This window comes from Aquabacterium soli (assembly GCF_003933735.1).
GTDB lineage: Bacteria > Pseudomonadota > Gammaproteobacteria > Burkholderiales > Burkholderiaceae_C > Aquabacterium > Aquabacterium soli.
Window position 1 is genome coordinate 134,165 of sequence record NZ_RSED01000011.1, and the last position, 25,299, is coordinate 159,463.

The following is a 25,299-nucleotide window of genomic DNA, read 5'->3' on the forward strand; positions in this document are numbered from 1 at the left end:
GGCATACAATCGCGCCCTGCCAGGAGAGAACCCGGCCGGCGCTTGTTTCAGGCGGCGGACACGGGTCGCCGAAGGCGCAGGACAGGCGGTGAAACGCCTCGCCCGAACGCTCAGGCAAAAGGACTGGCAAGCACCTTGGCAACAAGGTGATCCTCACTGGAGAGAGGCCGGAGACGGTGTCGCATCACATGCGCGCACCGTGAGCCGGCCCACCGAAGGGGCAAGCCCGTACCGCTGCGACAAGTCGTGGCGACGGGTCAATCTCTCAGGTAAAGCGGACAGCGGGGGCAGCACCAGGGCATTGCGCAGGCACACCAGCCGGCGCGGGCCCTGGATCGACCGAACTCGATTGCCCCTGTCCGGCCTGGCGGCCGGCGCCTGCCATGTCCACAGACCTGCTCACCACGCCCCTGCACGCCCTGCACATCGAACTGGGCGCCAAGATGGTGCCCTTCGGCGGCTACGACATGCCCGTGCAGTACGCCACCGGCATCCTGGCCGAACACCGCCACACCCGCACCGCCGCTGGCCTGTTCGATGTCTCGCACATGGGCCAGGTGCTGCTCAAGGGCGATGGCGCGGATGCCGCGCTCGAAACCCTGGTGCCGGTGGACATCATCGGCCTGGCGCCCTTCAAGCAGCGCTACGCCCTGTTCACCAATGAACAAGGCGGCATCCTGGATGACCTGATGGTCACGCGCCGGGCGGATGACCTGTTCGTGGTGGTCAACGCCGCCTGCAAGGAGCAGGACATCGCCCACCTGCAGCAGCACATCGGCCAGCGCTGCACCGTGCAGCCCCTGCCCGACCAGGCCTTGCTGGCTTTGCAAGGCCCGCAGGCGGTGGACGCCCTGGCGCGCCTGAACCCCGGCGTGAAAGACCTGGTCTTCATGACCGGCGGTCACTTCACGCTCGACGGCACCGAGTGCTTCGTCACCCGCTCAGGCTACACGGGCGAAGACGGCTTCGAGATCTCCGTGCCAGCCCACCGCGCCGAGTCCCTGGCCAGAGCCCTGCTGGCCCAGCCCGAGGTCAAGCCCATCGGCCTGGGCGCGCGCGACACGCTGCGCCTGGAAGCCGGCCTGTGCCTGTACGGCCACGACATCGACACCACCACCACCCCGGTGGAAGGCGCCCTGACCTGGGCGATCCAGAAGGTGCGCCGCGCCGGTGGCGAGCGTGCCGGTGGCTACCCGGGCGCCAGCGTCATCGACGCCCAGTTTGCCCAGGGCGCCGGCCGCAAGCGCGTGGGCCTGATCAGCACCGAGCGCATGCCTGTGCGCGAGGGTGCCCAGGTGGTGGCCGAGGACGGCACACCGCTGGGCACCGTCACCAGCGGCTCGCTCGGCCCCAGCATCAACCAGCCCGTGGCCCTGGCCTACGTGGGGCCCAACCACGCCGCCATCGGCACCAAGGTGTTCGCCTTGGTGCGTGACAAGCGCGTGCCCATGACGGTGGCGGCCCTGCCGTTCGTGCCCAACCGCTACCACCGGGGCTGACACGGCACGGATCGCCAGGCACGGCCCCTGCTGCGGCGTCAATGAAGCGCCTCCGCCACAGCGGACGACACGCCCGGCAGCCCCCCAAGCCCTGCGATACTCCGGCCGTTCGGCACTGTTCACCCTGATTGACCCGTTTTACCCAAGGATCCATCCATGACCATCAAGTACACCTCCGACCACGAATGGCTCCAGATCGAAGCCGACGGCACCGCCACCGTGGGCATCACCGAGCACGCCCAGGATGCCCTGGGCGATGTGGTGTTCGTCGACCTGCCTGCCGTGGGCACCACCTTCAACGCCAAGGACATCGCTGGCGTGGTCGAGTCCGTCAAGGCCGCCGCCGACGTCTACATGCCCCTGACCGGCGAGATCACCGAGGTCAACGAAACCCTGCGCGACGACCCGGCCCTGGCCAACACCGACCCGCTGGGCGCCGGCTGGTTCTTCAAGGTCAAGCTGGCCAACCCGGCCGATGCCGACGCCCTGCTGGACAAGACCGCCTACGACGACTTCGTCAAGAACGCCTGACACGACCTGCCCTGCCGAACACCGCCCCGCCATGCCGAACACCGCCCTGCCCACCCTCGCCGAACTTGAAAACGCCACGGAGTTCCACGCCCGCCACCTGGGCCCGTGGGAGGAGGAGCAGGCGCACATGCTGAGCAGCGTGGGCGTGGCTTCGCGCCAGGCCCTGATCGACGCTGTCGTGCCCGCCTCCATCAAACGCGGCGCCCCCATGGACCTGCCGGCGCCACTGGGCGAGGCCCAGGCACTGGCAGAACTCAAGCGCATCGCCAGCCGCAACAAGGTGATGCGCACCTGCATCGGCCAGGGCTACTACAACACGCTCACACCGGGCGTCATCCTGCGCAACATCCTCGAGAACCCTGCCTGGTACACGGCCTACACGCCTTACCAGGCCGAGATCTCGCAGGGCCGCATGGAAGCGCTGATCAACTTCCAGACCATGGTCTGTGACCTGACAGGCCTGGCCATCGCCAACTCGTCGATGCTGGACGAGGCCACGGCTGCCGCCGAGGCCATGACCCTGGCCGCCCGAGCCGGCAAGAGCAAATCCACCCGCTTCGTGGTCTGCCACGACGTGTTCCCTCAGACGCTGGAGGTGGTTCAGACACGCGCCCAGCCGCTGGGCATCACGGTCGACATCGTGCACGCCGCCAAGCTGGTCGAGCACCTGGCCAGCAACGACTGCTTCGGCGCACTGCTGCAGTACCCCGGCCTCAACGGCCAGATCCGTGATCTGCGCCCGTTGATCGGTGCGCTGCACGCCCAGGGTGCGCTGGCCATCGTGGCCGCCGACCTGCTGGCCATGACCCTGCTCACGCCCCCGGGCGAGCTGGGCGCCGACATTGCCTGTGGCACCACGCAGCGCTTCGGCATGCCCATGGGCAATGGCGGCCCGCACGCCGCCTACCTGGCCACCAAGGACGAGTTCAAGCGCTCGCTGCCTGGCCGCCTGGTCGGCGTCAGCGTGGACAGCCACGGTGACAAGGCCTATCGACTGGCCCTGCAGACCCGTGAGCAGCACATCCGCCGCGAGAAGGCCACCTCCAACATCTGCACGGCGCAGGTGCTGCCGGCCGTCGTGGCCAGCATGTACGCCGTCTACCACGGCCCCGCCGGTCTCACGCGCATCGCACGCCGCGTGGCCACCTACACCGCCATCCTGGCCGCGGGCCTGAAGGCCCTGGGCCGCTCGCTGATCCACACCACGTACTTCGACACCCTGCAGGTGCTGACAGCCGACCGCGATGCGGTGCTGGCCGCCGCCGTGCAGCGCGGCATCAACCTGCGCATCGCCAGCGGCGACACCGTGGGCATCTCGCTGGACGAAACCACCACCCGCGACGACATCATCGACCTGTGGGCGGTGTTCGCTGGCGGCAAGGCCCTGCCCTCCTTCGCCGAGTTCGAGCAAGGCCTCGATACCACCGGCCTGCCGCCGGAACTGCGCCGCCGCAGCGCCTTCCTGACGCACCCGGTGTTCAACACCCACCACAGCGAAACCGAGATGCTGCGCTACCTGCGCGGCCTGGCCGACAAGGACCTGGCGCTGGACCGCACCATGATCCCGCTGGGCTCGTGCACGATGAAGCTCAACGCCACCAGCGAGATGATCCCCATCACCTGGCCCGAGTTCGCGCAGATCCACCCCTTTGCCCCGGCCGACCAGCTGCAGGGCTACCAGGTGCTCAACGATGAGCTGTGCAACTGGCTGGGCGAGGCCACGGGCTACGCCGGCATCAGCCTGCAGCCCAATGCCGGCTCGCAGGGCGAATACGCCGGCCTCCTGGTGATCAAGGCCTGGCACGAGGCGCAGGGCCAGGGCCACCGCGACATCTGCCTGATTCCCGAATCGGCCCACGGCACCAACCCGGCCAGCGCGCAGATGGTGGGCATGAAGGTGGTGGTCACCAAGTGCGATGACGAAGGCAATGTGGACCTGGACGATCTGCGCGCCAAGTGCGAGCAGCACAGTGACAAGCTGGCCGCGATCATGATCACCTACCCGTCCACCTACGGCCTGTTCGAAACGCGCGTGACCGAGCTGTGCGCCCTGGTGCACCAGCACGGCGGGCGTGTCTACGTGGACGGCGCCAACATGAACGCGCTGGTCGGCATCGCCGCGCCGGGCCAGTTCGGCGGCGACGTCAGCCACCTGAACCTGCACAAGACCTTCTGCATCCCGCACGGCGGTGGCGGCCCTGGTGTCGGCCCCGTCTGCGTGGTCGACGACCTGGTGCCCTTCTTGCCTGCGCACCGCTCGGCCGGCATCGGCACCGAGCAATCGGTTGGTGCCGTGAGCGCCGCACCGCTGGGCAACGCCGCCGTGCTGCCCATCAGCTGGATGTACGTGCGCATGATGGGCGCCGAGGGCTTGAAGGCCGCCACCGAAGTGGCCATCCTCAACGCCAACTACATCGCCGCGCGCCTGTCAGGCCATTACGACCTGCACTTCAGCCACGGCAATGCCTCGGTGAAGGGTGGCGGCGTGGCCCACGAGTGCATCCTCGACATCCGTCCCTTGAAGGACACCAGCGGCGTCAGCGCCGAGGACGTGGCCAAACGCCTGATCGACTACGGCTTTCACGCGCCCACGCTGAGCTTCCCCGTGGCCGGCACCTTGATGGTAGAGCCCACCGAGAGCGAATCGCAGGCCGAGCTGGACCGCTTCTGCGACGCGATGATCGCCATCCGCGACGAGATCCGCCAGATCGAGCAAGGCCAGCTGCCGCAGGACGACAACCCGCTGAAGAATGCGCCGCACACCGCGGCCAGCCTGCTCAAGACTGAGTGGCCGCACGCCTACAGCCGCGAAACCGCCGCCTACCCGGTGCCGGCCTTGCGCCGCCAGAAGTACTGGTCGCCGGTGGGCCGCGTGGACAACGTCTACGGGGATCGCAATCTGTTCTGCTCTTGCGTGCCGCTCAGCGAGTACCAGTGAGCCGCCAGCGCCGCCGTGCCAGGCACCCGCCGCCGGTACCGCGCAAGGGCCTGCGCCGGGTGCATGGGGTTTGCGCGGCACTGGTGCTGCTCGGCGCCGCAGGCTTCTGGATGAGCCTGGGATCACGCCCGCCGGTGCCGATCCACGGCGAATCGTGGGCGACGGTGCTCGGCGTGAGCGGCGGTGTGCTGTTGGTGTGCGCAGCGCTGATCTGCTGGCTGCTGAAAGAGACGGAAGACCGCATCACGGCCTGCTTCACTGCTTTCCTCGTGATCGGCCTGACGATGGGTATGACGGTGCCCGACCTGCTCTACCGCCTCAACACCTCGGATCCGCAGGCGTCACCTCACGTGGATGTGCAGGAGCGCTTCGTGTTGCTGACCGAGCACAGCCCGGCCAAACGACTCGACTACTTTGTGCTGCACACGGTGCCGCGCACGAAGCCTGCCGAGCTGGCCGGGGCCACGCAACGCCACATCTCCCGCCTGCAGTACGAGGCGCTGCAACAGGCGGCCCTGCAACCCGGCCAGCTTTTGCAGTTGCGCATCGTCGAAGGTCGCCTGGGCTGGCCATACGTTCAGGCCGCCACCCCTGCGCCTTGACGCTCAGTAGGCGCCTCGCGTCTCGAACGCGGACATCTCGGCGGCCCGGGTCTTCACGAACGGGGTGTAGCGCGCATCGCCATCCACGAAACGCTTGAGCCAGGCGATGGAGTACTTGGCCAGCGCCGTCTTGCACTTGGTGGCGCTGATCTGGATGCCGCACAGGTGATCCGCCCCCGCCAATTCGATGTAGGCGCTGGGCAGTGCCGCGTTGAAGCTCTGGTAGAACGGGATCGAATGCTGGTCGTTGGTCGCGATGCTGTCTTTCTCGTCAGCCAGCACCAGGGTGGGCACCTGCAGCGCCGACCAGTCCTTGGTGGTGTGCCAGGGCGCCAGTGCCACGGCCGCCTTGAGCGATGGCGTGTTGCGTGCGGCCGCCAGCGTGCCGCCGCCGCCCATCGAGTGGCCCATGGCCGCCTGCCGGTTGGCATCGAGCACACCGTAGTAGGGCGTGGTCATGGTCTTGCTGAGCGACACCACCTGCTGCAAGGCCTTGCCCATCTGGGTGCCGCGCGATTCGGGCTGGTCAAAGACGCTGTTGAAATTCACGGTGACCACGACGAAGCCGTGCGATGCCACGCGCTCCGCCAGCCACTTGTAGTAGTTCTGGATGGCCAGGAAGCCAGGGGCCAGCACCACCACGCCGAACTGGCCTTCCGTGCGCACCGTGGGGTAGTAGACGGTGCCCGCCCCGTAACCGCTGGGGCTGCCCACCTTGGCGCTGGCCACCGTGTAGGGGCCGGCTTCGGCCTCCAGTGACTTCACGGTGGGATCGGGGCCGTGCACCTGGGCTTGCGTGATGCCGGCCATCAATGACAGCGCGGCGGCGCTCAGCAGGCGTACCGTGAAAGCTCGGTGTGCGGGGGATGAAGCGTGGATGGACATCAGGTCTCCTGTTGTGCGTGGCTTGACCCCGCACTCTACGAAGACCACCCCATATCCAGAGCCCCGCACATACCCTCTTCACCCCCTGAACATGGTGCGTGCAAGCCCGGATGTTCAGTAGATCAACCGGTCCGGCCGTATGTCCCGCAGGATCGTGGTGGCGATCTCTTCGATCGACTTGTGCGTGGACGACAGCCACGAGATGCCCTCGCGGCGCATCATCGACTCGGCCTGCTGCACCTCGAAGCGGCAGTTCTCGATGCTGGCGTACTTGCTGTTCGGGCGGCGCTCATTGCGGATCTGCGACAGGCGCGCCGGGTCGATCGTCAGGCCGAAGCACTTCTTCTTGAAGGGCTTGAGCATGGGCGGCAGAAAGCCTCGGTCGAAGTCTTCCGGGATCAAGGGCACATTGGCCGCCTTCACGCCATGCTGCATCGCCAGGTAGAGCGAGGTCGGCGTCTTGCCGCTGCGGCTCACGCCCACCAGCACCACATCGGCCACTTCCAGGTTGCGGGCGGACTGGCCGTCGTCGTGCTCCAGCGTGAAGTTGATCGCCTCGATGCGGTCGTTGTATTCACGGTCCACCGCCACGTCGGAGAAGCGCCCCACGCGGTGGTTGGACTTCATCGCGAACTCTTCTTCGAGCGGCTCGACGAAAGTCTTGATCATGTCGAAGACCTTGCCGCGGCATGGGCGGATGATGTTGAGGATGTCCTCGTCCACCAGCGTCATGAACACGATCGGGCGCTTGCCCTCGCGGTCGGCCACGGCGTTGATCTCGCGCACCACCTGGAAGGCCTTGTCGGCGGTGTCGATGAAGGGCCGGCGCACATGGCGCGGCTTCACGGCGAACTGCGCCATGATGGAATTGCCGAAGGTCTCGGCGGTGATGCCGGTGCCGTCGGAGATGAAGAAAACGCTGCAATCGGTCATGGGTGACAAGGCGGCCACAGCCGCGCAACCGCGAAAGGACGCATTGTCACCCGAGACCGGCAGGCCTCAGCCTTTTCAGACCACGTTGAGCGTGACGGAAATATTGCCGCGCGTGGCGTTGGAGTACGGGCACACCTGGTGGGCTGCGTGCACCAGGGCTTCGGCCTCTTCGCGGGGCAGGCCGGGCAGCGTGATGTTCAGCACCACGGCGATGCCGAAGCCGTTGGGGATGGGACCGATGGCCACGTCACCAGCGATCTGGGTGCCGTTGGGCAGGCCCTTCTTCTGTTGGCCGGCCACGAAACCCATGGCGCCCAGGAAGCAGGCGGAGTAGCCAGCAGCGAACAGCTGCTCGGGATTGGTGCCGTCACCCTTGCCACCCATCTCGACCGGACGGGCCAGGGAGATGTCGAGGATGCCGTCGGACGAGACCGCGCGGCCATCACGGCCTCCGGTGGCGGTGGCGTGGGCGGTGTACAGGACCTTGTCGAGGTTTTGCATGACGGGTGCTCCTGCGCCGGACGAGGGCGCTTGGTGAATCAGGGGTGGGACAACACTGGAAATTCAATTGCACACAATTGAATTGCTTGTAATTTATACGGCAGCCGTGGCGAACACAAGTAGGGCTTGCCCAAGCCCGCAACTCCAACAGGGACTACTCAGGCATCCTCATGGGCTTGGGGCGCATCCCCCAGACGCTGGCGCAGCGCCTGCATCGACGCCCTCAGCGCCACGAACTCATCATCGTCTCCACCGAACACGCAGCGCATGGCTTGCGGCACGGCACGCGCCTCTGCCTTGAGCTGCCGTCCTTCATCGGTCAGGCGCACGCGCACGCGGCGCTCGTCGTCCACATCGCGCTGGCGCTGGATCAGGCCATGGGCCTCCATGCGCTTGAGCAGCGGCGTCAGGGTGCCGGAATCCAGGCCCAGCCGATCACCCACCTCATGCACCACCTGGTCGTCGTGCTCCCAGAGCACCAGCATCACCAGGTACTGCGGGTAGGTCAGGCCCAGCCGATCCAGATGCGGCTTGTACAGCTTGGTCAGCAGCAGTGAACTGGAGTACAGCGCAAAACACAACTGCTGGTCGAGCAGCAGGGCACGGTCCGCATCCAACTCGGCGCGGGCAGCGTGGGCCCCCGGCACTGGATCCGAAGAAGCGCGTCCGGGCAAGGATTGCGGATGGCTGTTCATGTCCGCATGGTAAGCCCACTCGAATATTTCCTGCAGAGCCCCTGGGTCCAACCCTAAAATGCGCGGCATCTCGTCCGGCCTTTGGTGCGCCACCAGCAACAACCACAAAGCGCACCCCAGGCCAGACCACCGGTTTTTTTACCATCTGGAGTTTTTATGTCTAACCTCTTCGAGCCGACCGCGCTGGTCGTCCCGTTTGAACAACTGCGCATGACCGATGTCGAATCGGTCGGCGGCAAGAACGCCTCGCTGGGCGAGATGATTTCCCAGCTGCCCGACGGCGTGCGCGTGCCCACCGGCTTCGCCACCACCGCCCACGCCTTCCGCGAGTTCCTCAAGCACGATGGCCTGACCGACCGCATCAGCCAGCGCCTGGCCGCCCTGGACACCGACGACGTCAAGGCCTTGGCCGAAGCCGGCGCCGAGATCCGTGGCTGGGTCGAATCCCAGCCCTTCCCGGCCGACCTGGAGAAGGCCATCCGCGAGGCTTTCGTCACCCTGGCCGGCAGCAACCTGCAGGCGTCGTTCGCCGTGCGCTCCTCGGCCACGGCCGAAGACCTGCCCGACGCCTCCTTCGCGGGCCAGCAGGAAACCTTCCTGAACGTCGTCGGCATCGAAGACATCCTGCACAAGATGAAGGAAGTGTTCGCCTCGCTGTACAACGACCGCGCCATCTCCTACCGCGTGCACAAGGGCTTCGCCCACGACGTGGTGGCCCTGTCGGCCGGCGTGCAGCGCATGGTGCGCTCCGACCTGGGCGCCGCGGGCGTGATGTTCACGATGGACACCGAATCGGGCTTCCCCGATGTGGTCTTCATCACCTCCAGCTACGGCCTGGGCGAGACCGTGGTGCAAGGCGCCGTGAACCCAGACGAGTTCTACGTGCACAAGCCCACCCTCAAGGCCGGCAAGCGCGCCCTGATCCGCCGCAACCTGGGCTCCAAGCTGATCAAGATGGAGTTCGCCACCCCTGAAGATAAGGCCGCCAGCGGCAAGCTCGTCAAGACGGTGGATTGCGCGCCCGAGCAGCGCAACCGCTACAGCCTGAGCGACGACGATGTGCTGGAGCTGGCCCGCTACGCCCTGATCATCGAGCAGCACTATGGCCGCCCGATGGACATCGAGTGGGGCAAGGACGGCGGCGACGGGCACCTGTACATCCTGCAGGCGCGCCCCGAGACGGTGAAGAGCCAGCAGCAGGGCAAGACCGAGCAGCGCTACAAGCTCAAGAGCACCGGCACCGTGCTGGCCGAAGGCCGCGCCATTGGCCAGAAGATCGGCACCGGCCCTGTGCGCATCGTGCACAACCTGTCCGAGATGGACAAGGTCAAGCCCGGCGATGTGCTGGTCACCGACATGACCGACCCGAACTGGGAGCCGGTGATGAAGCGCGCCAGCGCCATCGTCACCAACCGCGGCGGGCGCACCTGCCACGCGGCCATCATCGCGCGTGAACTGGGCATCCCGGCCGTGGTGGGCTGCGGCAACGCCACCGACCGCCTGAAGGATGGCGCCCTGGTGACCGTGGCCTGCTCCGAAGGCGACACCGGCCACATCTACGACGGCCTGCTCGAGACCGAGATCTCCGAAGTGACGCGCGGCGAGATGCCCCACATCGGCATCAAGATCATGATGAACGTGGGCAACCCCCAGCTGGCCTTCGACTTCGCCCAGATGCCCAACAGCGGCGTGGGCCTGGCTCGGCTCGAGTTCATCATCAACAACAACATCGGCGTGCACCCGAAGGCCATCCTCGACTATCCCAATGTCGACAGCGACCTGAAGAAGGCCGTTGAATCGGTGGCCCGCGGCCACGCCAGCCCCCGTGCTTTCTACGTCGACAAGCTGGCCGAAGGCATCGCCACCATCGCTGCCGCCTTCTTCCCCAAGCCGGTCATCGTGCGCCTGTCGGACTTCAAGTCCAACGAGTACAAGAAGCTGATCGGCGGCAGCCGCTACGAGCCGGAAGAAGAAAACCCGATGCTGGGCTTCCGCGGTGCGTCGCGCTACATCAGCAAGGAGTTCGGCGAGGCCTTCGCGATGGAATGCGAAGCCCTCAGGCGCGTGCGCAACGACATGGGCCTGAACAACGTCGAGATCATGGTGCCCTTCGTGCGCACCCTGAAGCAGGCCGAGCGCGTCACCACCATGCTGGCCGACCAGGGCCTGGTGCGCGAATCCCAGGGCGGCAAGGACGGCCTGCGCGTCATCATGATGTGCGAGGTTCCCTCCAACGCCATCCTGGCCGAGCAGTTCCTCGAGTTCTTCGACGGCATGTCCATCGGCTCGAACGACCTGACCCAGCTCACCCTGGGCCTGGACCGCGATTCCGGCCTGGAACTGCTGGCACAGGACTTCGACGAGCGCGATCCGGCCGTCAAGGCCATGATCTCGCGCGCCATCGCCGCCTGCCGTGCCCACGGCAAGTACATCGGCATCTGCGGCCAGGGCCCCAGCGACCACCCGGATTTCGCCGACTGGCTGGCCGCCGAAGGCATCGTGTCCATGTCGCTGAACCCGGACACCGTGGTCGAGACCTGGCAGCGACTGGCTGCACAGCGCTGAGCTTCTAACGCGGCAGCGCCACCAGCGAGAAGGGAACGTGTTTCACGTTCCCTTTTTTTGTTTGATGCCCCGCCATTGGCCGGTGCGCCCGCGGAACCCCGAATGGTGTTTACCCTCAATCTCCCATCATCCAGGATCTAGGTATTGACCATGAATTCGGTCATCGCGGCAAATGAATGAGCGCGTTCGGCAAACGCTGCAGCTTTGCCGGCTCATAGCATGCCCATGTCCTGCGTACATGACAGCGCCGGGCCGGGGCTCTGGCCCTGTTCACAGCACAAGAAGTTGGCAAGCGACGATCACCCTGGCGTGACTGCGCTGGCCGCAACCTTTCCAGGAGCGCCTTCTCATGTACCGCATCTCATCTCGCGCCACCGCCACGCTGCTGGCTGTCGCATCCCTGGCAGCCGGGGCCTCGGCCCAGGCACAGACCGCCACGCCGGATCCCTTCTACCAATACACGGGCAGCACGCCGCTGGCCGACATCGCGCCTGGCACCGTGCTCAAGAAGCGCACCATTTCGTACTACGTCGTGGGCATCAAGACCAGGATTCAGGCCACGCAGCTGGTGTACCGATCGACGAACGCCCTGCTCGAGCCGGCTGCGAACGTCACCACCATCTTCTCGCCCGATTGCGGTTCCAGCTGCCCGAACAAGAACAAGGTGCTGTCCTACCAGTCGTTCTATGACTCGCTGAATCCGGAAGACTCGCCCTCGCGCGCATTCGCCGGCGGCAAACGGATCCCGGACGTGCTCCCGGCTGTCGAGACCCTGCTGTTCGGGTCCTACCGCAAGAAGGGCTACACCGTCATCATTTCCGACACCCAAGGGCAGAAAGCCGCCTTTGCCGCCGGGCCGGAGTATGGCTACAACACGCTCGACTCGATCCGGGCCGCCTTCAATGAGCCGCAGATCGGCCTGGACAGGAACGCCAAGGTGGCCATGCTGGGCTACTCGGGCGGCGCGATCGCCACCGAATGGGCGGCCGAGCTGGCCCCGACCTATGCGCCGGATCTGACGCCCAACCTGATCGGCGCAGCTTTTGGCGGCACCCTGGTGAGCCCCGAGCACAACCTGACCTACGTTGAAGGCGCGCCCATCTGGGGTGGTGTGATGCCCATGGCCGTCATCGGTGTCTCTCGCTCCTATGGCATCGACATCCAGAAGTACCTCACCCCCCGCGGCCTGGAGGTCTACGACAGGATGCAGAAGGCCTCGATCGCTTACGTGCTGGGCCAATACAGCAGGGTGACCTGGAAGGATCTCGTCAAGCCCGAGTACCAGGACCGCACCAAGATCGCCGAGTACGTCGCGGCCGTGAACAAGGTCATCATGGGCACGGGCGGTACGCCCGCCATCCCGCTTCAGATCGGGCAAGGCACCGGAGGCACCCTGGAGCTCACCAAGACATCGCCCATCTGGGGCAAGGGCGACGGTGTGATGCTGGCCGGGGATGTGCGCACGCTCGCCCGCCAGTACTGCGCTCAGGGCGTGAAGGTTCAGCACAAGGAATATGGCACGAGCCACTTCGTGACCATGATCAGCTGGCTGCCATGGGCGACCGCCTGGATCGATGACCGATTCGCAGGCAAGCCCGCACCTGAGAACTGCGCCAGCATCGCCCCGGGCAACTCGCTGGAGCCGCTGGTCTACGCGCCTTGACGCCAAGGCCATGATGCGCAAACAGGGGCGCTGCAACTGCTCCTGACGGCATGGCCAGTGCGGAAATTGCGCTGGCCACATCAGGCCTTCTTCAAATCGGCATAATCGATGCAGCTTAAGAGAGCCAGCTGATTGATGCCCCGCATTTCGCCCGCCGACCGCCTGACTTCATGGCTGGTCGCCCTTCGCCCCGCGCCCCTCACCGTCGATCACCGTGAACGCTGGCGCGCGGCCTTCGGCGGTTTCATCGGCATCCTCATCACCGGCCTGCTGTGCCGCTGGGCCGATGGCGCCTGGCTGAGCGGCCATGCCCTGCCCTGGCTCGTGGCGCCGCTGGGCGCCAGCGCTGTGCTGGTGTTCGCCGTGCCCGGCAGCCCGTTGGCCCAGCCCTGGTCGGTGGTGGGCGGCAACACCCTGTCGGCGCTGGTCGGCATCGCCTGCGCCAACCTGATCCCCGATCCGGCCTGGGCTGGCGCCGCCGCCGTTGGCCTGGCGATCGCGGTGATGTTCGCCGCCCGCTGCCTGCACCCGCCTGGCGGGGCCATGGCACTGCTGACCAGCCTGGGCCATGTCACGCATTTCTCGTTCGCGGCGTTCCCGGCCTTCATCGACTCCACCACGCTGGTGCTGGCCGGCATGGCCTACAACCAGCTCACGGGCAAGCGCTACCCGCATGCGCAGCGGGCCGCCGCAGCCCCCGCGCCCGGCGAGCCCCAGCCGCGCTTTTCCACCGAAGATCTGGACGCTGTGCTGCGCCGCCACAACGAGGTGCTGGACGTCAGCCGCGACGACCTCGAATCCCTGCTGCGCGAAACCGAGGCCCAGTCCTACCAGCGCCTGCTGGGCGACCTGCGCTGCGACGCCGTCATGACCCGCGAGCCGGCCACCGTGCAGTTCGGCGATTCGCTGCAGACCGCCTGGAGCCTGATGCGCGAGCGCAAGGTCAAGGCCCTGCCCGTGGTCGACCGCTGGAACAAGCTGGTGGGCATCGTGACGCTGGCCGACTTCATGCGCCATGCCGACCTGGACCTGCACGAGGGGTTTGCAGACCGGCTGCGCGGTTTCGTGCGGCGCGTGACCACCGTGCACGCCGACAAGCCCGACGTGGTCGGCCAGATCATGACGCGCCACGTGCGCGTGGCCAGCGCCGACCGGCCCGTGCTGGACCTGGCGGCGGTGTTCTCCGAAGGCGGCCACCACCACATCCCCATCATCGACGAGCGCAAGCAACTGGTCGGCATCCTCACCCAGACGGACTTCGTGCGGGCGCTGTACCGGGCCGTTGGCAAATAGGCCATTTCGGGCTATACTGATCGGCTTTTCGTCTGTTGCCTTTTGGACCAAGCCTGGAATTAGTCTTACAGAGACTTTCAGCTTGGCCCCGAAGGCGGCCCTTGCCGTCGGTGGGTTTGACGCTTCACGACGGCTTCTGCCCGGTCCTGAGATCTTTCGGGGCGGGGAATCCACAAGGAGCATTTATGCGTCACTATGAAATCGTGCTGCTGATCCACCCGGATCAAAGCGAACAAGTTCCGGCCATGCTGGAGCGTTACAAGGGTTCGATCACCGCCGCCGGCGGCCAGATCCACCGCGTCGAAGACTGGGGCCGTCGTCAGCTGGCTTACCAGATCAACAAGCTGGCCAAGGCGCATTACCTGTGCCTGAACATCGAAACCAGCAAGGAAACCCTGGCTGAGCTCGAGACCGCCTTCCGCTTCAACGACGCCGTGCTGCGCCACCTCACCGTGGTTCAGGACAAGGCCCACACCGGCCCGTCCGTGATGATGAAGCAGGTCGAGCGCGAAGAGGCCCGCAAGGCCGCTCAAGACCAGCAGCCAGCCGCAGCCTGATGCCTTGAGCATCAGGGCGTGACGTCGGGCTTTCGCCTTGGTCGATGCAGTCAGCGCACCTGTCAGCCCCCGCTTCAATGAAGTGGTCCTGACCGCCAGCATCGTCGAACGCAAAGCCTTGCGCTACACCCCCGCCGGTTTGCCCGCCCTGGACATCGGCCTGCACCACGAATCAGACGTGGTCGAGGCCCAGCAGCCCCGCAAGGTGGTCTGCGATATCCGGGCTGTGGCGATCGGGCCCCTGGCCGAGAAGCTCAACCGCACCGACATCGGTGCCGAGCTCAAGATCAAGGGGTTCCTGGGGATGACGCGCAACAAGCGCGCGCTGCTGCTGCACATCATCGAGCTCCTACCCAATTAACGTTTCAGTACACAGAGGTCCCTACCATGGCTTTCACTCGTGGCAAAGGCAAGTTCTCCAAAGACCGCAAGGGCAAGCGCAACACGCAGTCGCTGCTGTTCCGCCGCAAGCGTTTCTGCCGCTTCACCGTGGCCAACGTTGAACAGATCGACTACAAGGATGTCGACACCCTGCGCGACTTCATCTCCGAAAACGGCAAGATCATCCCCGCACGCCTGACCGGCACCCGCGCGATCTACCAACGTCAGCTGACCACCGCCATCAAGCGCTCGCGTTTCCTGGCCATGCTGCCGTACAGCGACCAGCACAAGGCTTAAGGAGTCACTGACATGCAAATCATCCTCCTGGAAAAAGTCGGCAACCTGGGCAACCTGGGTGACGTGGTCAAGGTCAAGGACGGCTTCGCCCGTAACTTCCTGATCCCCACTGGCCAAGCACGCCGTGCCACCGCCAACGCCATCAAGGAATTCGAAGCCCGCCGCGCCGAGCTCGAAAAGGTGCAAGCCGAGAAGCTGGCCGCCGCTCAAGCCCTGGGCGAAAAGCTGTCCGGCAAGACCGTGTCCCTGACGCAGAAGGCCGGCGTTGACGGCCGTCTGTTCGGTTCGGTCACCAACGCCGACATCGCCGAAGCCCTGAAGGCCGCCGGCTACGACGTGTCCAAGCAGCAGGTCCGCCTGTCCAATGGCCCCCTGAAGACGACCGGCGAGCACGCCGTGTCCGTGGCCGTGCACACCGACGTGGTCGTCGATGTGACCGTGTCCGTGGTCGGCGAGACCGTCTGATCTCGCTGTCCTGGGCGCCTTCGGGTGCCCGGCATGCAAAAGCCGCCCTCGGGCGGCTTTTTTCATGCCTGGAGGTTTCAGGCTTGAGTGGCCTGCTCCACGCCATGCGCTCCGGCGCTCAGCAGAAAATCCGTGACCTCGCCGGAGAAGCGCATGCGAACGCCCTGGATCAGGACGGTGTCGGCATCGGCGGGATCGGGTTGCGCTGCCGGCATGCCATGCGCTACCAGCGCCTGCGCGCAGCCCAGCCAATCACCGCCCGGATGGGGCTCGTTGCAGGAACCCCAGGACAGGCTTCCCAGCAGATTGCTGCCATAGCCGTGCTGCTCGGTCCATTGGGCGCCGCGCTCCAACAGGAACCGCGCCAGCGGCGCATCGCCCCGGAAAACCGCCTGGTTCAAGGCAGATGCATCCCAGTCACCGCCCTTGGCAGCGATGGGCCAGCCCAGCTCGACCATCAGGCGCACGGCCTGGTTGTGCCCCTGCGAGGCCAGCTCTGACAACAGGCTCAACTGCGGTGCGGACAGCTGGCCGATCAAACCGGGATGTGCGGCCAGCAAGGCGCGCGCGGCCGGCTCATCACAGCGTGCGCAGGCCGCGATGAAGGCCTCAGACGCCTGCAGGGGTTCATCCCCGCCTGGCTGCAACAGCCTGGCGACGTCGGTGAGCCCAAAGCGAAGGGCCAGCATGTGGGCGGTCGTGCCATCACGTGCCTTGGCATGGGGATCCGCACCGGCGGCCAGCAAGGCCTCAACATGCGCCACGGAGCGCCGCCGGCGAATGGCCCACAACAGCGGCGTAGGCCACGCGGCCATGAAGTCATCACCGTTGTATTCGTTCGGATCGGCGCCGTGGGACAGCAACAGCCGCAGGGCCTCGATGTCGTCATGATCGAGCACGCGAAAGAGCGCATTCGTGCCGGTGATGCTCGCGCCCGCGGCCAGCAGCAGCTCCAGGCACGCCGTATTGCTCCCGTCCAGCGAGTGGTAGAGCGATTCGCCATCGTCAGGCTCGGCCCCTGCGTCCAGCAGCAGCTTCGTGATGACGGCATCATGGTTGCGGCCCGCCGCTCCGTACAGCGCCGACAGCCGCTCGGTGGCGGAAGGATGCGCCAGGGATGCCGGAGGCCAGCGGCTGCCCACGGTCTGTTTCGGATCCGCCCCCGCATCGAGCAGCAGTTGGGCGCATGCGCGCAGCCCGTCTCGGTAGGCCGGCAGCTTGAGCAGCCCCGATTGCGTGACCGCCAGAAGCGGCGGCAGTTGCAAGGCGCCGCCCACGCGGTTAACCCAGGCGGGGTCGAGCCCGATGACCTGGCGCAGGCGGGCTTCGTCGCCCACGGCGCAGGCCAGGTAGGGATCGTCACCCAGCAGACCAGGGCGCTCCTGCAGCAGGCGCTCGGCCACAGCAGGCCTGGCGCCATCCGTGCCCCCGGCGACATCCCCGGCATACACCAGGCGCAACCAGTTGAACACGGTCCTGGCCGGGTCATCTGCCTGGGCGCGCCGCGCCAGGACGAAGCCCTGCAGATCGGCCCACGACGCAAAACCGTACGCTCGGGCCACGCAGGACTGGGCGTCGTGAAGGCGCAGCGCCATCTGCGCAATCGCCGGATCGGATCGGCCGGCAGCCGCCGGCAGGAACGCCCGGAAGCGCTCGATGGCGGCCGGGTCACCGTCCCGGTACAGGGACAGCAGGTCCTTGGCTTGTTTCTTGAGATGGCCCAGGTCGGGACGGGCGGGCAAACGTGTCATGCGAACCTCCGTGCACAAAGCGCCGACGACCCGCAAATCCGGCTGCACAAAGGCTGTTGATCAGCAATGAAGGCAAGTGGGTTCAACCCTTCCCGCGGGCCCGGGCGCGGCTTGCACCGCATGCGGATCTTAAAGCATGCCTAAGAAGAGCACGCCTTCAGCCGCCCGCCGTCTGCTTGAAGGCCATCACCGCCTGGTTGCGCAGGGTGCGCAGCAGCGACAGCTCTTTCTCGGTGATCAGCAGGCTCTCGGCCTGCCCCTTGTCCGCGTAGATCAGGCCCAGCACCATGTCCTGGCCCTGGCGCTTCATGGACATCGGCAGCAGCAGGAAGGTGGGCGCCTGCACGCGCTCACCGAACCAGGGCGGCAGGCGTGATGCCACGGCCGGCACGCTGGCGTCGGCGATCAAGGTGTCCACGCCCTTCACGCACACGGCCGAGAACAGGTCCACGGGCGCGCCTTCGGCCACCTTCAGCGGCACCTTGAACATGCCCTTGAGGGCCTCGCCGCCCTCCCCCAGGCCGATGCGGCCCACCAACTGGGCGCTGCGGGCATCGCGCAGGCAGAAGATCACGCGGCGGCAATCGAGCGCGCGGTACACCGTCTCCAGGATCATCTGCAGCACATCGTTGAGCTTGAAGCTGTCGACCATGCTGTTGGCGATGTCCTGGATGCCGCTGGTCAGGATGCCCACGGCATCCACCGGTGGCGGCTCGGCCTCCAGCACGATCAAGGCACCATCGGCATCCGGCATGGCCAGGCCCAGCGCCTCGGCGGTGGGGCCGTCCTCTCCGCCTGCATTGGGCGCATCGACGTAGTAGGCCTCCAGCAGTCGCTCGGCGGGCGAATCGCGCGGCACGTCCAGCTTGATCACCTGCGTGAGTTCGGTCAGGCGCTTGCGGGCGCGGGCGGCGGCCTCCTGCAGCGCCTCGGGCGGCAGGTTCAGGGCCACCGCGTATTGCTTGCCCAGGGATTGCAGCCGGGCGCCCAGTTCAGAAGGCTCGCTCCACAGCATGGTGTCGGCGGCTTCATTGGCCAGGCTGGCCCACCACAGGGCGCGCTCAGGGCGGGCCGCCAGCGAGCGCGTCGGCACGCCACCCGTGGGCGCCACCATCGCGTACAGCATGGTGTCGGGCAGGTTCCAGGTCTTGCCCACGGCCACGCCCAACTGTTGCAGGCCCATGCCCAGCACCTTGCGGCTGGCCTCGGCTTCGCCCATGGCCGCGTCGCCGTTGTCCTGCCGGTTGATCAGCCGGCGGATCTCGTGCGCGTCTTCAGGCAGGTAGAACTCCACCAGCAGGCGCCCCAGGTTGCGGAACAGCGATTCGATGAAGGCCTGCTCGGCCTGCGCCGGGCTGCCCGCCAGTTCGCTGGCCAGCGTGCCGGCCATCACCGTGCGCAGGAACTCTTCCTTGAGCTGCTGGGCATGCTGCTTGTCCTGCATGTGCTCGACCAGCATCAGCGACAGCGCCAGGTTGCGGATGCCGGCCACGCCGATCAGCGTCACCGCACGCGACACGGTGCTGATCGAATCGCTGCCCGCGCGGCGGTAGTAGGCCGTGTTGACCACGCGCAGCAGCTTCTGCGTGAGCGCCACGTCCTTCAGGATCTCGTCGCACAGGCGGCTCAGGCTTTCGTTCTCGGCCTCGCTCATGGCCTGGATGCGGGACACCGACGCACCGAGCGTGGGGAAATCGCTCTTCTGGCGCATGCGCCGCATCAGGAACTCCAGGGTGACGGCATCGTCGCCCCGAACGGCGGAAGGAGCCTGGTCGGCGGTCATGGGTGGGTTGAATCAGCAGAAGTGGAAATAACGCGCACCTTCATTGAACCGCAAGTTGCGTGACCGAAAAACCTGAATGTGCGCCACACAACACCTTTTTTCACGCCCTTTGGACTTATCCCGCACTGCCCACCGCATTTCCCCCGGATTTCCAGAGGCCGTCCACAGACTTGTCCACAGGCTCGGGCATGGCACCTCCTATGATTCGAACATGGCCGCAGTCTTTCCCAAACCGTACTCCAGCGCCGATGGCGCCTCCTCCAGCGACGAGATCGCGCGCCTGCGCGTGCCGCCGCACTCCATCGAGGCCGAGCAAAGCGTGCTGGGAGGCCTGCTGCTGGACAACTCCGCCTGGGACCGCGCCTCCGACCTGCTGACCGACAGTGATTTCTACCGGCATGAGCACCAGCTGATCTTCATGGCCATCCAGCAACTGGTGAACGCCTCCAAGCCGGCCGACGTGATCACGGTGTTCGAGCAGTTGCAGATGCATGGCAAGGGCACGGAGGTGGGCGGCGTGGCCTACCTGAACGCGCTGGCGCAGAGCGTGCCGAGCGCGGCCAACATGCGCCGCTATGCCGAGATCGTGCGCGAGCGCGCGGTGCTGCGCAAGCTGGTCTCGGTCAGCGACGAGATCGCCACCAACGCCTTCAACCCCAACGGCCGCAACGTCTCGGACCTGCTCGACGAGGCCGAGGCCAAGATCATGAAGATCGGCGAGGAGGGCAACAAGAACAAGCAGGGCTTCCACGCCATGGATGGCTTGGTGGTGGACCTGCTCGACCGCGTGCAGGAGCTGGCCGACAACGGTTCCGAAGACGTGACCGGCGTGCGCACGGGCTTCATCGAGATGGACAAGATGACGGCCGGCCTGCAAAAGGGCGATCTGATCATCCTGGCGGCGCGCCCCTCCATGGGCAAGACCGCCTTCGCCCTGAACATCGGCGAGAACGTGGCCGTGAACGAGGGCCTGCCCGTGGCCGTGTTCTCCATGGAAATGGGCGCCTCGCAGCTGGCCCTGCGGATGGTGGGCTCCATCGGCCGCATCAACCAGCAGAACCTGCGCACGGGCCGCCTGACCGACGATGAATGGGGACGCCTGAGCGAAACCGTGGAGAAGCTGCGCACGGCCAATGTGTTCATCGACGAAACGCCCGGCCTGTCGCCCAACGAACTGCGCGCACGCGCACGCCGCCTGGCGCGCCAGTTCGGCGGCACGCTGGGCCTGATCATCATCGACTACCTGCAGCTGATGAGCGGCTCGGGCGGCAACGAGGAAAACCGCGCCACCGTGATCGGCGAGATCTCGCGGGGCCTGAAGGCCCTGGCCAAGGAGCTGCAGTGCCCGGTGATCGCGTTGTCGCAGTTGAACCGTTCGGTGGAAACACGCCCCGACAAGCGCCCGATGATGTCCGACCTGCGCGAATCCGGCGCCATCGAACAGGATGCCGACGTGATCATGTTCATCTACCGCGACGAGTACTACAACAAGGAATCGAAGATCCCCGGCATGGCCGAGATCATCATCGGCAAGCAGCGTAACGGCCCGGTGGGCAGCCTGCACCTGGCCTTCCTGAAATCGAACACGCGCTTCGAGAACCTGGCGCCAGGCACCTACGTCGGCGGCGACGAGTACTGAGGCCTGCGGCTGCCGGGCCGCCGCTCACTTGAACAGGCCACGCAGCGTGTTCTTGATCTGGTCCTCGCGGGAAGGCTTGGCCTGGCTGGCGCCAGACGCTGCTGGTTCTGCGGCAGACTTGCCCAGCAGCTTCTTCTTGAGCTCGTCTTCCAGACGACTCTTCACGGTGTTCTGCAAGGCGCCCACGGCCACCCCGGACCACTGGACCTTCCAGTCCATGGCCTCGAAAGGCCCGGCCAGCTTGACCGGCACCGTCAGGCCCTTGAGCGCCTCGATCTCCGCACCGCCCTGCCCCTTCACCGTGCCGGTGACCGTGGTGCTGACGGTGTAGTCCACACGGCGACGCACCAGGTCCACCGCGCCTTCTCCGCCCAGGCGCAGGAAGGGGCTCTTGGCCGACAGGTCCTTGTTGCGCGCGACGCCATCGTTGATCTGGAAGCTGGCGCTCATCTCGGTGAAGTCGGTCTTCTCGGCCGCACTGCTGCGTTGCACATCGTCGCCACGCCCCGCCAGGCGGGCCTTGGCGTCGCGCAGGGTCTTGGCCAGATTGATGCCCTTGACGGCACCATCGCGCAGCAGCAGCGAGGCCGTGCCGTCAAGGCCCGAGGTGAGCTGGGCCACGGTACGCCCTGCCGTGCCCACATCGACCTTGAGCTGGCCGCGGCCTTCGAGCACATCCTTGCCGGCCACATCCTTGAGCAGGCCGTTGATGTCCACGTTCTCGGCAGTGCCCTGCAGCGCGATCTTCTGCGCCGAACCGGCCTGTGCGCTGCCCTTGGCCTGGAAACGGCCGCCCCAGGCACCGCCAGACAGGTTCTGCACGGTCAGGCGCCCCTGGGCAAGATCGGCCAGCAGCTTGGCATCGCTCAGGCGGTACTGGCGCACCGCGAGCTGGCCAGCCGAGAGATCGAAGCGGCCATCGACCAGTGTCAGCGCAGACAGGTCCACCGGCGCCCCATCGGTGGACGGTGCCGCGGGCTTGGGCTGCCCGCCTGACGAGGCGGCTGAAGGCGATGCGCCCTTGGCCGCAGGCTGCGGCAGCAAACGGTTGAGGTCCAGCGAGGCGAACCGGGCCGAAGCCTGCACCTTGGGCACGCCCGTGCCCAGGCGCACCGTGCCCTGTGTATCGAAGGCGTTGCCGTTGATCTGCCCCTTCAAGCCCCAACTCGCCTGCCCCGGCCCATCGTCAATGCCCGCCTGGGCGGATGCCTGGCCTGTGGCCTCGATCTGCAGGGGTTGCAGTGATGGCTCCTGCACCCTGGCCTCCAGCGAGAAGGCTTGCAGCGCCACCTGGCGCGTGGGTGCCTGCACCTCAAGATCTGCCCGTGTCTTGCCCTTGATCTCACGCGTGCCGCCTTCTCCCGCCATGCGCACGGCGAAGTCCAGCACGACCGCAGGCACCTTGAACTGCTTGAAGCCCCCGGTGGGCGCATCGCTCTTGAAGGTGGCGTCCAGGGCTGTGGGCCCCGCCAGCGCCACATTGCCCTCCAGCGTGCTGCCCTGGATCTGATCTCCCTTGACGGACAGTTCGGCCCAGTTCAGCTCAGCGTTCAAAGGCTGTCCGGCCTGGCGTGCCGCCACCTTGCTGGCCAGCTTGTAGAGCTGCAGGGACTGGGCGGCTGGATCGTACTCAAAGCGTTCCAGGCTCAAGCGGGCGTTCTCCACCACCAGGCCCGCCACCTGGGCCGCCCCTTCCAGCGACAGGTCACGCGCTTCGGCCGCACGCCGCGCGCCATCCCAGCGCAAGGCCTCGGCCTTCAATGTGGCCTTGGCCTGCTTCACGCCAGCGGCATCTCCTTCGAGATCCAGTGACAGCTTGTCGATGAGGAACGTGTTCTGCGCCAACTGCGGCGTCAGTTGCAAGCTGCCTTGCACTCCCAGATTGGCCGGCGAAGGTTTGCTCAATGACGCCGTCGCCTTCAGGCTGATGTCGGACTTCAGCCCGTCGGCCAAGCGGCCGCTGTTGAAGGTCTGCAGCACCACCTTGCCCTGCACCCCGGTCTGGCGATCGTCCACCACCAGGGACACATCCTTGAGCTCAATGCCGGCCACCTCGAAGGCCACCGGCTCGCCAGACGGCTCATCGGGCTTGGCCTCGGTCGATTTCTTGAGCAGGTCGTCGATGTTGCTGCGGCCTTGTGAATCGCGCGTGTAGCGCAGCGACACGCCATGGGCCTCGACGCGGTTCACCCGCAATTGCTTGTTCAGCAGCGGCCAGGCCTGCACCGACAACTCCAGGCCCTCGGCGGAGGCGAAAGCCTCCGGGCTCTGGTGCTCGCTCAGGCGCACCTGGCTGAGCTTGACGTGCAGGCTGGGCCACAGGCCCAGGGTGATGGGGCCCTGCAGCACCAGGGTGCGCTGCTGCTCGGCGCGCACCTTGTCGATGAGCACCTCCTTGTAGCGATTGGGGTCGAAGGTGGCCAACAGGTAGGCGGTCACGGCCACGGCCGCCACCACCAGGATGCCCACGCCCCATGCCAACCTGCGCAACCACATCACGGCCAGCCCTTCTCAGCGTTGTCTTTGCAACCCTTGTACCAAAGAAAACGGGGCCCCGCAGGGCCCCGTCTGGAAGAGCTTGCACCGGACAGGCCCGGTGCGCGCTGCCGCTTGGCGTCAGTCGTCGCTGCCGCCGAAGAAGCCCAGCAGGCTCAGCAGCGACTGGAACACGTTGTAGACGCTCAGGTACACGTGCAGCGTGGCGGTGACGTAGTTGGTCTCGCCACCATCCACCACCTGCTTGAGGTCGTACAGGATGAAGGCAGAGAACAGCGCCACGGCCAGGGCTGAGATGGTCAGCATCAGGGCCGGCAGTTGCAGGAAGATGTTGGCCACGATGGCCAGCAGCAGCACCACGGCGCCCACTGTCAGCCACTTGCCCATGCCGCCCAGGTCGCGCTTGATGGTGGTGGCCAGTGTGGCCATGGTCACGAAGACCAGGCCGGTGCCGCCGAAGGCCAGCGCGATCAGCTGGGCCCCATTGGAGAAGCCCAGCACCCGGCCGATGAGCCGCGACAGCATCAAGCCCATGAAGAAGGTGAAGGCCAGCAGCAGCACTACGCCCAGGCCCGAGTTCTTGTTCTTCTCGATGGCATAGAAGAAGCCGAAGGCCACGGCCATGAACACGATGAAGCCGATGAAGGGGCTGCCCGCAAAGAAGCTGAAGTTGAACGCGACGCCGGCCCAGGCACCCAGCACCGTGGGCACCATCGACAGGGCCAGCAAGGCGTAGGTGTTGCGCAGCACGCGCTGGCGCTGCCCGCTCAGGGCGCTGCCATAGGCGACGTCAAGGGGTTTGAGGGATCGGTCCATGTGTGCTCCGTAATGACAAATGGGCGGTGTACGCCGGTCAGTGAACAGGTCCTGCGCACCATGCGAGGCTCACGTTCATTTGACGTTCAGGTTTGATTGTAGTTCCCTTGGCCGTCTTTCAGACAGCCCCACCAACCGTGGGGTTGATGCAACTTTTCACATGCCAGGAACCAAAGGACGACGGCGCAGGGATTCGTACAGGCAGATGGAGGCGGCCATGGCCACATTCAAGGACTCTTCACCACCCGGTTGCGGAATGCTGACCGTCATGGCGCAGCGGCGCATCAGCTCCGGCGCCACGCCCTGACCCTCATGGCCCAGCACCCAGGCGCACGGATCAGGCAGAGGCGCCTGCGGGAGGCTGTGGTCCGCGTGAGAGCTGGTGGCCACCAAGGGGACCTCCAGCGCGGCCAGGTCGTCCATCGTGGCATTTTCCACCAGATGCAATCCCCAATGGGCACCCATCGCGGCACGCAGCACCTTGGCGGACCACAACGCGGCCGAGCCCTTGAGGGCCACCACCTGAGCCGCACCCAATGCAGATGCCGCCCGCAGGATGGTGCCTACGTTGCCGGCATCCTGCAGCCGGTCCAGCACCACAGTGGGCAGGCCAGGACGGATCTCACCGGCCCCTTGGTATCCCAGCACGAAGCCCAGTCGTGCGGGCGACTCCAGCCCGGTGAAGGTCTTCCACAGGGCCTCGGCCACGATCACCACCTTGGCGGCCTGTCGAGCCAGCATCGACAGCCGGTCGGCCTGGGCGTCGTCACGCAGCGCCCTGCCCTCCGGCCCCGTCCAGGCGGTGTCGGCGATCACGGCCAGCGGCACCTCGGCGCCGTGCGCCAGGCAGGCCGAGCACAGGTGATCGCCCTCCAGCCAGACCTCGCCCAGCTTTCGGTAGGCCCCGGGGTCAGCGGCCAGCTTGCGCAGGCGCTGCAACAGCGGGTTGTCTCGGGACGTGATCAGTTGGAAAGCAGCCATGGGTCGCAGTGAAACTCTGAGCCTGCCG

Annotated in this window: 21 protein-coding genes and 2 riboswitches; of the genes, 12 read left to right on the top strand and 9 right to left on the bottom strand. The window is 66.3% G+C overall.

Features of this window, described 5'->3' with window-relative positions:
• Window positions 1-10 precede the first annotated feature (10 nt).
• Window positions 11-136, top strand: a riboswitch (glycine riboswitch).
• Between the two features lie 10 nt (window positions 137-146).
• Window positions 147-292: riboswitch (glycine riboswitch) on the top strand.
• A gap of 91 nt (window positions 293-383) precedes the next feature.
• The 4 genes from gcvT (at window position 384) to EIP75_RS15145 (ending at window position 5,570) form a co-directional block, all read left to right on the top strand.
• Window positions 384-1,499: a glycine cleavage system aminomethyltransferase GcvT gene (gene gcvT, locus EIP75_RS15130; protein ID WP_125244100.1), complete on the top strand. Its 1,116-nt coding sequence runs from the start codon at window positions 384-386 to the stop codon at window positions 1,497-1,499.
• A gap of 156 nt (window positions 1,500-1,655) precedes the next feature.
• On the top strand, window positions 1,656-2,030 hold the full coding sequence (gene gcvH, locus EIP75_RS15135) for a glycine cleavage system protein GcvH (protein ID WP_125244101.1): 375 nt from the start codon (window positions 1,656-1,658) through the stop codon (window positions 2,028-2,030).
• A 31-nt stretch (window positions 2,031-2,061) separates the two neighbouring features.
• A complete protein-coding gene (gene gcvP, locus EIP75_RS15140) occupies window positions 2,062-4,968 on the top strand; it encodes an aminomethyl-transferring glycine dehydrogenase (protein WP_125244102.1) in 2,907 nt (968 codons plus the stop codon).
• Window positions 4,965-5,570, top strand: a complete 606-nt coding sequence (locus tag EIP75_RS15145; protein WP_125244103.1) for a hypothetical protein — start codon at window positions 4,965-4,967, stop codon at window positions 5,568-5,570. Before gcvP ends, EIP75_RS15145 begins: the two co-directional genes overlap by 4 nt.
• 3 nt (window positions 5,571-5,573) lie before the next feature.
• Here EIP75_RS15145 and EIP75_RS15150 read toward each other — a convergent pair whose 3' ends face one another.
• The 4 genes from EIP75_RS15150 to EIP75_RS15165 form a co-directional block, all read right to left on the bottom strand.
• Window positions 5,574-6,455 carry an alpha/beta hydrolase family protein gene (locus tag EIP75_RS15150; protein WP_125244104.1) on the bottom strand — a complete coding sequence of 294 codons (882 nt, stop codon included), beginning with the start codon at window positions 6,453-6,455 and terminating at the stop codon, window positions 5,574-5,576.
• A gap of 114 nt (window positions 6,456-6,569) precedes the next feature.
• Window positions 6,570-7,388: a posphoenolpyruvate synthetase regulatory kinase/phosphorylase PpsR gene (gene ppsR / locus EIP75_RS15155; RefSeq protein ID WP_125244105.1), complete on the bottom strand. Its 819-nt coding sequence runs from the start codon at window positions 7,386-7,388 to the stop codon at window positions 6,570-6,572.
• 75 nt (window positions 7,389-7,463) lie between these two features.
• On the bottom strand, window positions 7,464-7,889 hold the full coding sequence (locus EIP75_RS15160) for an organic hydroperoxide resistance protein (RefSeq protein ID WP_125244106.1): 426 nt from the start codon (window positions 7,887-7,889) through the stop codon (window positions 7,464-7,466).
• A 158-nt stretch (window positions 7,890-8,047) separates the two neighbouring features.
• Window positions 8,048-8,584 carry a MarR family winged helix-turn-helix transcriptional regulator gene (locus EIP75_RS15165; protein ID WP_125244107.1) on the bottom strand — a complete coding sequence of 179 codons (537 nt, stop codon included), beginning with the start codon at window positions 8,582-8,584 and terminating at the stop codon, window positions 8,048-8,050.
• 156 nt (window positions 8,585-8,740) lie between these two features.
• Between EIP75_RS15165 and ppsA the strand changes: the two genes are divergently transcribed.
• From ppsA to rplI, 7 genes are all read left to right on the top strand, one after another.
• Window positions 8,741-11,149 carry a phosphoenolpyruvate synthase gene (gene ppsA, locus EIP75_RS15170; RefSeq protein WP_125244108.1) on the top strand — a complete coding sequence of 803 codons (2,409 nt, stop codon included), beginning with the start codon at window positions 8,741-8,743 and terminating at the stop codon, window positions 11,147-11,149.
• Window positions 11,150-11,498: 349 nt separating this feature from the next.
• Window positions 11,499-12,812, top strand: coding sequence for a lipase family protein (locus tag EIP75_RS15175; RefSeq protein ID WP_125244109.1), 1,314 nt, complete (start codon window positions 11,499-11,501; stop codon window positions 12,810-12,812).
• Between the two features lie 135 nt (window positions 12,813-12,947).
• Window positions 12,948-14,105 (top strand): HPP family protein, encoded by a 1,158-nt coding sequence (locus EIP75_RS15180; RefSeq protein WP_125244110.1) that lies wholly within the window; start codon window positions 12,948-12,950, stop codon window positions 14,103-14,105.
• 185 nt (window positions 14,106-14,290) lie between these two features.
• Window positions 14,291-14,662 (top strand): 30S ribosomal protein S6, encoded by a 372-nt coding sequence (rpsF, locus tag EIP75_RS15185; protein ID WP_125244111.1) that lies wholly within the window; start codon window positions 14,291-14,293, stop codon window positions 14,660-14,662.
• 37 nt (window positions 14,663-14,699) lie between these two features.
• On the top strand, window positions 14,700-15,023 hold the full coding sequence (priB, locus tag EIP75_RS15190; protein WP_125244112.1) for a primosomal replication protein N: 324 nt from the start codon (window positions 14,700-14,702) through the stop codon (window positions 15,021-15,023).
• A gap of 26 nt (window positions 15,024-15,049) precedes the next feature.
• Entirely contained in the window at window positions 15,050-15,340 is a 291-nt protein-coding gene (rpsR, locus tag EIP75_RS15195; protein ID WP_125244113.1) for a 30S ribosomal protein S18, read from the top strand.
• Window positions 15,341-15,352: 12 nt separating this feature from the next.
• Window positions 15,353-15,805 carry a 50S ribosomal protein L9 gene (rplI, locus tag EIP75_RS15200; protein ID WP_125244114.1) on the top strand — a complete coding sequence of 151 codons (453 nt, stop codon included), beginning with the start codon at window positions 15,353-15,355 and terminating at the stop codon, window positions 15,803-15,805.
• A gap of 77 nt (window positions 15,806-15,882) precedes the next feature.
• On the opposite strand, the gene EIP75_RS15205 is transcribed toward rplI, so the two are convergent.
• Together EIP75_RS15205 and EIP75_RS15210 are read right to left on the bottom strand one after the other, a co-directional pair.
• Window positions 15,883-17,556, bottom strand: a complete 1,674-nt coding sequence (locus EIP75_RS15205; protein ID WP_125244115.1) for an ankyrin repeat domain-containing protein — start codon at window positions 17,554-17,556, stop codon at window positions 15,883-15,885.
• A gap of 157 nt (window positions 17,557-17,713) precedes the next feature.
• The gene (locus EIP75_RS15210) at window positions 17,714-19,339 is read right to left on the bottom strand and encodes an HDOD domain-containing protein (RefSeq protein ID WP_125244116.1); all 1,626 of its coding nucleotides are present in this window, start codon (window positions 19,337-19,339) and stop codon (window positions 17,714-17,716) included.
• Between the two features lie 211 nt (window positions 19,340-19,550).
• Here EIP75_RS15210 and dnaB point away from each other — a divergent pair, with 211 nt between their 5' ends.
• The gene (gene dnaB / locus EIP75_RS15215; protein WP_125244117.1) at window positions 19,551-20,978 is read left to right on the top strand and encodes a replicative DNA helicase; all 1,428 of its coding nucleotides are present in this window, start codon (window positions 19,551-19,553) and stop codon (window positions 20,976-20,978) included.
• Window positions 20,979-21,002: 24 nt separating this feature from the next.
• Here dnaB and EIP75_RS15220 read toward each other — a convergent pair whose 3' ends face one another.
• The 3 genes from EIP75_RS15220 to EIP75_RS15230 form a co-directional block, all read right to left on the bottom strand.
• Window positions 21,003-23,474 carry an AsmA family protein gene (locus EIP75_RS15220; protein WP_233584892.1) on the bottom strand — a complete coding sequence of 824 codons (2,472 nt, stop codon included), beginning with the start codon at window positions 23,472-23,474 and terminating at the stop codon, window positions 21,003-21,005.
• 120 nt (window positions 23,475-23,594) lie between these two features.
• Window positions 23,595-24,290, bottom strand: coding sequence for a Bax inhibitor-1/YccA family protein (locus EIP75_RS15225; RefSeq protein ID WP_125244119.1), 696 nt, complete (start codon window positions 24,288-24,290; stop codon window positions 23,595-23,597).
• Window positions 24,291-24,446: 156 nt separating this feature from the next.
• A complete protein-coding gene (locus EIP75_RS15230; protein WP_125244120.1) occupies window positions 24,447-25,271 on the bottom strand; it encodes a TrmH family RNA methyltransferase in 825 nt (274 codons plus the stop codon).
• Window positions 25,272-25,299 lie beyond the last annotated feature (28 nt).